Here is an 11,946-nt window from a genome sequence, read left to right on the forward strand (position 1 = left end):
ATGACAATCAGGTGGAAATCTATCGGGCTTGCCGCCTTCGCCGCTACCCTCACCATTAGCGCCAGCTATGCGCAAGCGGCCGGCGTTCTGACGATCGGCCGCCGCGAGGATTCGACGACATTCGACCCGATCAAGACGGCGCAGAACATCGACAACTGGGTTTTCTCGAACGTCTATGACGTTCTGGTGCGGGTCGACAAGACCGGCACCAAGCTGGAGCCTGGCCTTGCCGAAAGCTGGACGACCTCGGATGACGGCCTGACCTATACGTTCAAGATCCGCGATGCAAGGTTCTCCGACGGAACGCCGCTGACGGCCGAAGATGCCGTCTTCAGCCTCCTGCGCATTCGAGACGACGAAGGCTCGCTCTGGAGCGATTCCTACAAGGTGATCGACACTGCGGTCGCAACCGATCCGCGCACGCTGACCATCAAGCTGAAGAACCCCTCCGCGCCATTCCTCTCAACGCTCGCGCTTCCGAACGCCTCGGTCATCTCCAAGGCGGGCATGGAATCCCTGGGCGCTGACGCTTATGCCGAAAGGCCGATCGCTTCCGGCGCTTTCATCGTGGAGGAATGGCGACGCGGTGACCGCATCATTCTCAAGAAAAACCCGAACTTCTGGCAGGCGGATCGGGTGAAGCTTGACGGTGTCGAGTGGATCTCGGTTCCTGACGACAATACCCGCATGTTGAACGTTGAGGCGGGGGAACTGGATGCGGCGATTTTCGTGCCTTTCTCGCGCGTCGAGGAACTGAAGAAGGATCCGAACCTCAACGTGCTCACCGATCCCTCGACCCGCGAGGACCATCTTCTGATCAACCACGCCCATGGCGATCTGGGGAAGAGGGAAGTGCGCCAGGCGCTCGACATGGCGATCGATAAGAGGGCGATCGTTGATGCCGTCACGTTCGGACAGGGTACGATCGCCAATTCCTACATTCCGAGGGGCGCGCTCTATCACTATGCCGACAACCTGCAGCGGCCCTACGATCCGGAAAAGGCCAAGCAAATGCTGGCGGATGCCGGCGTCTCCAACCTGACGCTCACTTATCTGCTGCGTGCCGGCGACGAAGTGGATGAGCAGACGGCCGTGTTGATCCAGCAGCAGCTCGCCAAGGCCGGCATTACCGCCAATCTTCAGAAGGTCGATCCCAGCCAGGAATGGGATATGACTGTCAACGGCGACTACGACATTTCGGTCAACTACTGGACCAACGACATTCTCGACCCGGACCAAAAGACGACCTTCGTTCTCGGTCACGACTCCAACAACAACTACATGACCAACTATAAAAGTGATGCGGTGAAGGGACTCGTCGCCAAGGCGCGTCAGGAACTTGATCCGGCCAAGCGCGCGCAGATGTATTTCGATCTGCAGAAAATGGCCAAGCAGGACGTGAACTGGATCGACCTCTATTACAGCCCCTACATCAACGTAGCGCGAAAGAACGTTGAGAATTTTTACCAGAACCCGCTCGGCCGGTTCTTCCTGGAAGACACTGTGAAGAACCAGTAGTTGTTGTGTTCAAACCTTGCGGCTAGGGGTCGCGCGTGCCTGCGCGACCCCTGGCCCCTTACGTGACATCAAAGCGCGCGAGCATCTTCTTGAGCTGCAGGTTCTGTGCATGAAGCCGTTCTGCCAGTAGTCTCTTGAGCCGCTTGTTTTCTGCATCAAGTGTAGTTACCTCCTCGAGGGAAACCGTATCCCGAGCCGTTACGGCCTCCACGCTTCGGGGCTTGTTCCTTCTCATCGCAACATGCGCGGTCGCGCGGAGGGGACCGCGCTTAACAGGCTCTCGAGGCGTTTTACCTGATGTTTTCTTGGGCTGAAACACCGGCGGGCTCTCCTGCACCGGTTCAACAGCTTCGGCAGTCGCAACAGTGGTCTCATTTCGCTTCGGCAGGCCGACCTTTGCGCCGTCACCTAATGATGTCGATGCCCCCGCAAGGCTGGCCTCGCCTGCGTGTCCGCCAGCTGAGGCCGAGTTCATCGCATCAGGCGCTACGCCTTCTCCGCCCTCGTCAGGCCTACCAGGTGTTGCATTTGATTTGAACAGATGCGGTGCCTTATCTTCCGCTTCACGAACCAAAGCCTTGAGATCGGTGTCACCCCAAATTGAGTTCGTTCGCGCCTTCGTCTGTCGTCGACCTGACTTGAATTCAACAACGAATTTCCGTTGTGGCGTTTTCATATGGCTTCAACCTTGAGCAAATCGCTAAATAGCAGGCGCCGAGCAGCGCGACTGCGTTCCTGTTGGAACCCATATATTGCCTTGCTGCGCGCTTCAACTGGCCAGTGTCGGAGAGAACGACGATTACTTCGCGCCAACAATCCCGTCGCAACGGTCATTTGAGCAGGAGCCATTCGCTCCAGCCCTCCTCAACGGAGAGACTGGATGCGCCGAGCCTCTGGAGCCGAAGATCAGGCGGCCGATCGAGCAGATGACCGCCTGGACGGTGTTCCTAGATCAATCCAGCCCGAGCCTCTTGCGCAGCTCGACATTTTCCGAGCGCAATTTTTCCGCCAGGAGCTTGCGAAGCTTTTGGTTCTCTTTTTCGAGCTGGACTAGATCTGCCAACTCATCGCCGGCAGGAACAGGCTTCTCGTTTCTTTGAACTACGGGCGTCGCGGTCCGTTTCCAGTTATAGTAGGTTTGCTCCGATATGCCGGCACTCTTGATCGCATCCTTGAGAGTGCTCTTGCCTTCGGTGATTGCCTTTTCGATCAGCTTGAGCTTGCCGGTTTTTTCCTGTTCGCTGTACGTCCTGGGCTTGGCCACCTGTGACTTTGCGGCACTTGCCTTTGCCGCAGCTCGCGCCGGTTCGACGGTCGTCTTCTGACGCTGTGGTGGCTTCTGCTTCTTGGCAGAAGGTGCTTTTGCCTCTGCATCCGTCGCCTCAACTGCAGCAACCGGTCCTGGTGTGTTCTCGTTAGCCATCATTACTTCCTCTCTATTCGATCGCCTGTTTTCTGCTGAGTGAACTCCAGAGTCAACACTACCGCCAGCCTCCTCATTAGCAGTCGTTGAAGATGGGGAGATTTTCTGCGGCGATCGCTGTGCGCCTGGCGCTTAAACGTCTCTCTGTCCTGAAGAACGCGCGTGCTTTTGATTAGGGTATATCGCCCATTGCCGACGTCGACTCCTGAATGAGGGTGACCTCGAAGTTCTGACAAACGTGTTGCGTGCGCCCTTGACCGATCATTGGTTGGGGCCTGGCGAGGCGGCCGACATGGGTGAAAGAAGTGAGTGCCTGGGCTGCAACGTATCGTGGATCGATAGCGACGGCGTCGGTGGCCAAGCTGCGCGCTGCGACATTTCCGGAACGGGTATGTGCGGATGCCCGCTCCCGCCCACGCAAGAAAAAACTCATACGCCTGGACATTGACTGCGCGCGCCCGAGTTAGCCGATCCTGATCGCCACGCGTGAGGTTCAGTTTGAGTGCGGCCACGATCTCCTGCTTGAGTTCATCCTGAACCGCATAAATGTCGGTCAGGTCACGATCATACCGGCTGGCAGACATGTCCGCCGCTGCTTGCATCGATCAATTGCGCTGTGACACGAATCCGGTTGCCGGCCTTGCGCACGCTGCCCTCGAGCACGTAGCGGACGCCAAGCGCCCTGGCCATCTGTGGCACAGAGGCTGCTGCATTTTTGTATGCGAAAGACGAGTTGCGGGCGATCACGTGGAACTCAGACAGCTTCGAGAGGTCGGTAATGATATCCTCACTGATGCCGTCGGAGAAATATTCCTGTTCGGCATCGCCGCTCATATTGTTGAATGCCAATACGGCAATGGAGATTTTATCAGGATTGGCCGCAGTCAAAGGTATTTCCTTTGCGGGCGGCAGCGTCTGTACCGCCGCTGGGGGGCAGTTCCGATCTGGAGGGAATAGACCCGCATCGGCTCTGCAATATTTTTCAGATGAAGCTGGCCGAGATCAGTCACCGCAAGATCAAGCCGCGCTTTCACCTGGCGGTAAACATCTTCGGAGAGACAGATCGTGCCGGGCTTGGCAATTCCTCCTAAGCGTGCAGCGATGTTGACGGCGTCGCCCATTAAATCGCCGCCGCTCTCCTCGACCACATCGCCCACATGGATCCCGACCCGGAACTCGATGCGCTGCTCACGCGACACGCCGGTATTGCGATCGATCATGGCCGTCTGCACCTCGGTCGCGCAGCGCACGGCGTCCACGACGCTACGGAACTCGATAAGAATTCCGTCGCCTGTGCGCTTGACCAACGCGGCCATGATTGACATCGATTGTCGGGTCGATCAGATCGCTGCGCAGCGTCCGCAGCCGCGCTAGGATGCGATCCTCGTCCGCACCAGCAAGACGGCTGTAGCCGACTACATCGGCAACGAGGATCGCCGCAAGTTTTCGCGTCTCACTCATAGCTAAAGTTCCCGTCGACCCAGATTAGCACATAGGCCAGAGAATGCTTCAGCATAGGAGCGAATTTATATGAGGTTTAGAGGCGAGGGGGCCCGTCAATTTGAGAAAATTGCGCCTAATGTTTGCGGCGAGCGGATTGATCGCGCAAGCAACCCGCCCCTCCGCGTTTTAGCGGGCACGGATGTCGCGACCGCGGAACTGGTCGTCTGCATAGGTCACCGAGCTGAACTATGCTTCCAGACACTGCGGGGTTCTTGTCCTTAACGCCCGAATTTGTCTCATAGGCTTGAGCGCCGATTCCAAATCCTCTGCCGGCATGGTTAGGCGTCTGGCTGCCGGAGCTGAGGGGCCCTGCCGATTGTTATCTTCAACGTGATCAGGACCGGCACCGCGGCAGCTTTTCCGCTGTTGCTGATGAAAATGCTCTGGGGCTTTTGACGCGCTGGTTGGCATAGTTCCGACAAAACTAGCGCATCAACGATCGGGACGTCGGTGAAAGCCTCAGCACCTCGCTCGCCCGCCACGTGCGTCGCATGATTTGCGGTTCGATTTCCTGGGTCCACTTCCGCGACGCTGCAAGTGCGCCGAGATGAGTGGCGTAAGCTTGCGGCGTCGAGAAGCGGTAAAGAGCGACAAAAACTGATTCTCCTTCTCGGATCGGGAGCCTTGGGAACGTGTTGGCGCTGTGTTCGCTCATGAAGGTTGCAGGCACAGTCGCGCCACTTTCGAGAAGCGGTAAGCGGAGCTCATTTTCGAAGAAAGTAGCAAAAGCCTCCTCTTTACCCGGCGCAGTGTAATGGATCGCGCAAAGAAACAGCGCGGACGACTCCAAAGTGCTGCCGCAGGTCGGTCGCGCTGCGGCGGACAGTTGAGAGCTCGGGTCGAGGTTGGCAGGGCGCAGCAGCAGAACATTGTCGGAATTAACCATTGTGCCGTTGGCGACATCACGATGGCGCGCCCAGACGGGGCCTCCGTAAAAGCGGCCGAGCGCCTCTCTTCGAGCCTCCATATTCGCAAAGCCGCGCAACCAGACGAAGCTGTCGGTATCATCGAGGTCGCGAAACTGAGCCACGACGCGTATGCCAGCTTCCTCCTGTGTCTCCAGAAATTCTCGATCGAAAACCTCGATCAGCGTTTCGCGCGCAGCCGGATGGAGACGGTACTGGCGGAGTTCGAAGACTGAATCGGCTGACGTGGCGTCACGCATTGATCCCTCAAAAAAACAGGATGGTTGTCCTGTTTTTAATTACAGGTCGATTGTCCTGTTTGTCAAGTTATGTTACAGAGCTCTTCAATGGCGAAGCGTCTGCAGAAGCGAAGATCGAACAATCCGGAAGGCGTAAAAAGGCGCATTGTCGACACCGCTTTCAACGCCTTCACTACCCGTGGCTACAGCGTTACTACCGTTCAGGATCTCAAGGCGGCCGCGCACGTAACAGGTGGAGCGTTCTCACATCACTTCCCGACAAAGAAGGAACTGGGCCTTGCCGTTTTGAACGGCAATGTCGCCGACGCGGTCGAGGAAACTTGGATCAAGCCGATATTACAGGCTAAGACGGCATCCGACGGCATAGAAGCCATATTCACCAAGATCATACGAGAACTGGATCAACAGGGCTTTGTGTCTGGATGTCCGCTCGGCAATATGGTGAGCGAACCGGCCGCACAAGATGGCGCCATGCGGGAGGCCGCCATCGCAATCCTCGCGCAATGGAGAAGCGAACTTGCGCAAAAGATCCGCGCGGATCAACTCGCCGGACACTACGCTCACCTTGATGCGGAGGCCGCATCAATTTTCATAATTGCATCATACTGGGGCGCAATGGGAATCGCGAAGGCAAGCCAGAGCAGTTCTGCTCTCAAAGACTGCGGCCAGGAACTACTGAGATACTTTGATCTTTGTCCGAGCCAGAAACCATGAAACGACAGCGGCGCAAAGCCCGCAGCTTGCGCCGTGACGGCTTCGAAGTGCTCAGGCCGCGGCTCCAGCGAGATCGCCTGATTTTGGGCGGCATCTCCTCCGACACTGGCTGATGGAAGCGGTCAGTCTCTGCAGCTATTCTCAGGCTCTGCCCGAAGCTATGCTGGCGCTGGTGCATATGGATACCATGGCTGTTCGATCGGGAGGCACCATTGTGACTGAGAACGAAGTAGATGTGGCGATCATCGGCGCTGGCGCGGCCGGTATAGCGGCGGGTAGGCACCTTATGGCGGCGCGACCGGATCTTTCGCTCGTCGTTCTGGAGGCGTCCGCACGTATAGGAGGGCGAGCGCGGACAGAGCATTTCGGTGCGGGACTGGGCGCCCTTGACGTCGGATGCGGATGGCTGCATGGGGCAAGAACGAATGCCTGGACGGCGATCGCCCGACAACTTGGACTTACGATCGATGACACCCGCGCGCCATGGGACGAGGGAGGACGTAAGCTCGAAACGAACGCCGACGCCCGGCCCGCAATCCGCGCCCTCGAAGCATTCTTTGAGAGGATCAGTTCCCATGAGGGCGAGGACGCGGCGCTTTCGAACCTGCTCCCAGCCGACGGCAGGTGGAACGAATACGTCCATGCGGTCGGTGGGTTCATCACCGGAGCCGGACTTGATAGATCGTCGGTAGTCGACCTCCAGCGGTATGAGCCCGGTCCCGGTCCCGACTGGCGAGTACGTGAAGGTTATGGAACGGTTGTTTCCGCCTATGGCGGCCCCCTTTCGATCGAGCTGCAGACCGCTGTGGAACGCATCGACCATCGCGCCGCGGATCATGTCGGTATTTCGACATCGAAAGGCCACCTCCGTGTCAAGGCGGTAATCGTCACTGTCGCTACGAATGTGCTTGCGAATGAGCGCATCGCGTTTTTTCCCCCGCTCCCGGAAAAAATCGATGCAGCCTCCCGCCTGCCACTCGGTCTTGCGAACAAACTGTTCATGAAGGTGGGAAGGCCGGACGCCCTACCGCTGGACAGTCATCTTCTAGGCTCCTATCGCGAACGCCGGACAGGTGCCTACCAAATCAGGCCCCTCGGAAATCCCGTTGTGGAGGGATATTATGCAGGGGATTTGGCACACGACTTAGAACATGGGGGACCGAAGGAGGCGTTCCAGTTTGGACTCACGGAGCTGAAGCGCGCTTTGGGATCCGACATCGGACGGCAGCTCTCATTGATCTGCTTTTCAGCATGGGGCTCCGATCCGCACATCGGCGGCTCATATTCATACGCCAGCCCAGGAGCTTCTGATCTTCGCAGAACGCTTGCAACTCCGCATGACAATCGCATCTTCTTTGCAGGTGAAGCCTGTTCGACTGGACGCTATTCGACTGCGCACGGTGCCTATGATACTGGAGTGATGGCGGCGCAGGAGCTTGTAAAGACGATCGCCTGAGGGGTCCGGGCAAGAATTTCAGCGCGCGACAGGAACAAGCATTCCCGCGGGGACCCGAGGGATGCAGCACGTGATTTCAGATCTCCTCAATCTTCCGATCTTCGAGCGGCAAAACAGAAAGCTCTCGCCAGTCGATCTCCTCAAGCAGCAGATTGTACTCATCGACGTTGAGTTCATTCTGGGAACGAAGTCGCTCAAGCTCCATGCGTTGGGCGGCAATCGAGCAGAGCGCCAGTTTGCGGTAGGTTTCAAGCGAGGAGGGTCCTTCAACATTGAAAAGTGCTTTCTGCTCGATCCGAAACTTGCTTCTCAAAAGCTCTGCCTCCGGGCCGGACTGATCCTCCAGTACGCAGATGCCGGCCTTTGTGATCTGCGCGCGACGGGCTCGCAGCTCATCGGCTGCGGCTGCGCGCCCATCGAGACCCAGCCATCGGATCAAGGGCGAAAGCGTCAGTCCCTGTATGACGAGTGTTGCAAGAACCACCGCGAAAGCAGTCAGCACGACTGTGTCGCGCTGAGGAAAATCGCTCGGCAGCGCGAATGCTGTCGCAAGGGTAAGTAGTCCCCGCATTCCGCACCAGCCGGCGAGAACTGCCTGCTTGATCGTCGCTGGCTCCTTTCGTCCGCGCAGGCGTGCAAGGCGAGCCAGGATACGGTTATAGCCGATGCAGACCGCAAACCGGACGAGAACGACGATCGCGACGACAAACGCAGCGAATGTGCAGGCCTGGCCGAGCTGACCCTCAGGCATGCCTGCGATGATGCCTCTGATCTGCATGCCCATTAACAGGAATGCCATGATGTTGAGGACGAAGACGACGGCACTCCAGACCGCATAGGACTGGACCCGCATGCGCGCAGATGTCGCGACGCTGCTTGCCATAGCCATGGCCATGGCCACGACCGCAAGCACCGCCGACAGCCCCAGATGTTCGGCAAGAATCCAAAGCAGGTACGTCTGGACGAACTGAAGCAGGTTTCCGCCCAAGGTGCCGGACACGAAACCTGAAAGATGCTTGCCGACGAAAGCCGCCAAGATACCCAGAAGGATGCCGCCGGGAGCCGCAAGGGCGAAATGTAGGCCGACGGTGACACCAAGATTTCCCGTTGAATGTACCGCGAGCGCGGCCCCGAAGATGAGGAGGGCGGCCGCGTCGTTGAAAAGGCTTTCGCCTCGCAGCACGGCATCTGTGCTGCGAGGTATCGCCACCCCTGAAAGGATCGCAGTCGCCGCTGCTGCGTCGGGTGGTGCGACAATGGCCCCAAGGACGAGCGCGGCCGCAAACGGCAGGCCAGCAAGCCATGATCCCGCAAGCGCAACGGCGAAAGCTGTGACAATCACGCCACCGATGGCAAAGACGAGCAACGGCAACCAGAAACGCCGGGCAGTTCCAACTGGAAAGTCAAATGCCGCGTCCATCAGCGCGGGTGCGATGAACAAAGCAAGGGCAGTCTCAGGTTCAAGTGAGACATATGGGGTTCCCGGCACAAGCGCAGCTGCAGCGCCCGCCATTGCCAGCAGGGATGGATAGGGAAGCGACAGACGTCGCGAAACCTGCAGTAGCAGGATCGCCACGAGAGACAAGACAAGGAGGCTTTCAAAAAAGCTCATAATCGGCACGATCCTATCTCTTTGTTGTCCGGCGTCTCCTGAAACGATGTTAGCCGGTCTGAGTGCTTCAAAAGCATCAAGCGCGGTGCTTGGCGTCCTTGTCGGGATTTCGATATCACTCGAAGTCCAATTCGGTCGATTTCACCACAAATTCTCGGCGGCATCCACGATGCCCGTTTCACCGGCGCCGAACACGCTGAAAATCAGCTCCCGCAGCCCGGTTGCCGAAAATGCCGTCACCGCAATGAGTATTGGCCGTGCGAGGGACGAGCGGCACTTCATTGGGAGCTAGAAAGGCGGCACCCGCCGTTTGCCGAGAGCCGCTTTCTTGCGAAGCGGACTCGGCACCAAGGCTGTTGCAGCCTTGCCGTCATACGACCATTTTGGGTGTCTATCTGAACAGTACGCAACACGCGTTGACGTAGAGCGCGATCAGTGCATGAGCTTTTGGCGTTCGGCGCGCCGGTGCAGCCACTGGATAGTTGCGAGAAACAGCGTTGAGAATAGAATCAGCAGTGTTGCGACGGCAGCGATGGTCGGGCTCAGTGTCTCGCGAACGCCGCTCCACATCTGACGGGGCAGGGTGCGTTCCTCGGAACCGGCGATGAAAAGTGCAATCACCACCTCGTCGAAGGACGTGACGAAGGCAAATAGCGCACCCGACACGACACCCGGTGCGATGATCGGCAGCATGATGCGCAGCACGGCTTCAACGGGCGTTGCGCCAAGACTTGAGGCCGCGCGCATCAGATTGTGATCAAAGCTCGCAAGTGTCGCCGTCACGGTAATGACGACGAAGGGCGCTCCGATTGCGGTATGGGCAAGGACCAAACCGGTCAAGCTGTTAAGCAGACCGACGGCAGCAAAGGCATAATAGATGCCGACCGCCGAGACGATGACCGGTACGATCATTGGTGAAATCAGAATGGCAGTCAGCGTGGCGCGGAAGGGGCATTCCGGCCGGCTAAGGCCGATTGCAGCCAACGTCCCGAGTGCGGTTGACACCAGTGTGGTGCAGACGGCGACGATGATGCTGTTCTTCAGAGCCAGTTGCCAGACTTCGGAGGAGAGGAATTCCTCATACCAGCGCAGCGAGAGGCCTGGCATCGGATAGGTGAAGAAGGGCTCCGCGTTGAACGACAGGGGCACGATGGCGATGATCGGCGCGATCAGGAAGACAACGACAGTGCCGCCGGCAATCCATAGCAGGATGGGAAGCAGGCGTTCGACGGAAAGGGAGTGGTTCATCAGCCTATCCTTAGACGGTCGATGCCGACCAGACGATTGTAGACGGCGTAAAGGATGAGCACGGCGACCAGGAGGATGGCGCTCAATGCCGCCGCCATCCCCCAGTTGGTCACCTGGTTCGAATAGTAGGCAATGTAGTAACTGACCATTTGATCGCGCGGACCGCCGACGAGCGCTGGGGTGATGTAGTAGCCGAGGGCCAGGATGAAGACCAGAAGTCCGCCGGCGCTGACGCCTGGCATGCTCATCGGCAAATAGATTCGCCAGAAGGCCGATAGTGGTGGCGCCCCCAGTGAGGAGGCGGCGCGCAAATAGACCGGCGGGATGCTCTTCATGACGCTGTAGATCGGCAACACCATGAACGGGAGAAGGACATGCGTCATCGCGATCAAGACGCCGATGCGGTTATAGATGAGTTCCAGCGGCTGCGATGGGTCGATGACGCCAAGCCAGGCAAGAGCGGAGTTCACCACCCCGCGGCTCTGCAACAGCACGACCCAAGCGCTCGTACGCACCAGCAGTGATGTCCAGAAGGGCAGGAGCACGAGGATTAGCAGAGCGTTGGCGATGCCCCCCTTGGAACGGGCGATCAATGCCGCAAGCGGATAACCAAGCAGCAGGCACAGCAACGTCACTGAAGCGCTGACGGCGAAGGTGCGCAGCAGCACATCAATATGAACGGCGTTTTCGGGTGCGACTGTCGTTATGACGCCGGTCTCGTCGCGGCTCATGTCCAACGCTGCGAGCAGATAGAAATCGGTAAGCTCAGGCATTGCCTGCCTGAGAAGATGCCAATAACGGGGCGATGCCCATTGAGCGTCCGCTGCGATGAAGGCATCCTTGTAGGGCGCCTTTGCATTGCGGATCGTGCGCGCGGTTTTCAAAAGCATCGAGCGCATGCCAGTTTCGTAATAATTGAGCCGTTTGGCGATCTCGGCCACATCCTCGCGGGACGATGCCTTCATGTCGGTTGCGAGGGCGGCATAGACCGCCTCGTCTGGTACGCCTTTGCCGTCCCACGAAGAAAGCATTGAGACGGTGTTCGGCAGTGTTCGCGCCACTTCGCGGTTGTCGACGCTTCGGATAAGAAGCATGCCGATCGGCAGAATGAAGATCGCCAGCAGGAAAAGCATCAGCGGCGCGACGAGAAGCAAGGCTCTCATCTGCCCCTTCCGTCGCAGACCACGCAGCCGGCGGGCAAGAGGCGCCGTGTCGATGGCATTGTTGATGACGTCGTCGGTAAGCATGAGCGCCATGGCACACCTTCATTCGCAAAAAATGGGCGGGCGGGCCCGGGAGGAAAAGCC

9 protein-coding genes and 1 pseudogene are annotated in these 11,946 nt (G+C 58.3%); 3 read left to right on the plus strand and 7 right to left on the minus strand.

Features of this window, described 5'->3' with window-relative positions; genetic code table 11:
* Positions 1-1,518 (plus strand): ABC transporter substrate-binding protein, encoded by a 1,518-nt coding sequence (locus RGR602_RS26735; RefSeq protein ID WP_040115041.1) that lies wholly within the window; start codon positions 1-3, stop codon positions 1,516-1,518.
* Positions 1,519-1,576: 58 nt separating this feature from the next.
* On the opposite strand, the gene RGR602_RS26740 is transcribed toward RGR602_RS26735, so the two are convergent.
* The 4 genes and pseudogenes from RGR602_RS26740 to RGR602_RS26755 form a co-directional block, all read right to left on the minus strand.
* Positions 1,577-2,194 (minus strand): hypothetical protein, encoded by a 618-nt coding sequence (locus RGR602_RS26740; RefSeq protein ID WP_040115042.1) that lies wholly within the window; start codon positions 2,192-2,194, stop codon positions 1,577-1,579.
* A gap of 276 nt (positions 2,195-2,470) precedes the next feature.
* Entirely contained in the window at positions 2,471-2,941 is a 471-nt protein-coding gene (locus tag RGR602_RS26745) for a transposase (RefSeq protein ID WP_040115043.1), read from the minus strand.
* Between the two features lie 289 nt (positions 2,942-3,230).
* Positions 3,231-4,402: pseudogene (locus tag RGR602_RS26750) on the minus strand (adenylate/guanylate cyclase domain-containing protein); the annotation flags it as partial.
* A gap of 466 nt (positions 4,403-4,868) precedes the next feature.
* Entirely contained in the window at positions 4,869-5,609 is a 741-nt protein-coding gene (locus RGR602_RS26755; protein WP_040115044.1) for an NIPSNAP family protein, read from the minus strand.
* Between the two features lie 87 nt (positions 5,610-5,696).
* Here RGR602_RS26755 and RGR602_RS26760 point away from each other — a divergent pair, with 87 nt between their 5' ends.
* Complete coding sequence (locus RGR602_RS26760) at positions 5,697-6,323, plus strand: TetR/AcrR family transcriptional regulator (protein WP_052451770.1); 627 nt, start codon at positions 5,697-5,699, stop codon at positions 6,321-6,323.
* 187 nt (positions 6,324-6,510) lie between these two features.
* A complete protein-coding gene (locus tag RGR602_RS26765; protein WP_052451920.1) occupies positions 6,511-7,779 on the plus strand; it encodes a flavin monoamine oxidase family protein in 1,269 nt (422 codons plus the stop codon).
* Positions 7,780-7,855: 76 nt separating this feature from the next.
* Here RGR602_RS26765 and RGR602_RS26770 read toward each other — a convergent pair whose 3' ends face one another.
* The 3 genes from RGR602_RS26770 to RGR602_RS26780 all read right to left on the minus strand — a co-directional run bounded on the left by RGR602_RS26770 (position 7,856) and on the right by RGR602_RS26780 (position 11,895).
* Positions 7,856-9,391, minus strand: a complete 1,536-nt coding sequence (locus RGR602_RS26770) for a cation:proton antiporter (RefSeq protein WP_040115045.1) — start codon at positions 9,389-9,391, stop codon at positions 7,856-7,858.
* A 432-nt stretch (positions 9,392-9,823) separates the two neighbouring features.
* Entirely contained in the window at positions 9,824-10,639 is an 816-nt protein-coding gene (locus RGR602_RS26775) for an ABC transporter permease (RefSeq protein ID WP_040115046.1), read from the minus strand.
* Positions 10,639-11,895, minus strand: coding sequence for an ABC transporter permease (locus RGR602_RS26780; RefSeq protein ID WP_040115047.1), 1,257 nt, complete (start codon positions 11,893-11,895; stop codon positions 10,639-10,641). Before RGR602_RS26780 ends, RGR602_RS26775 begins: the two co-directional genes overlap by 1 nt.
* Positions 11,896-11,946: the final 51 nt, after the last annotated feature.

Source organism: Rhizobium gallicum bv. gallicum R602sp (genome assembly GCF_000816845.1).
GTDB lineage: Bacteria > Pseudomonadota > Alphaproteobacteria > Rhizobiales > Rhizobiaceae > Rhizobium > Rhizobium gallicum.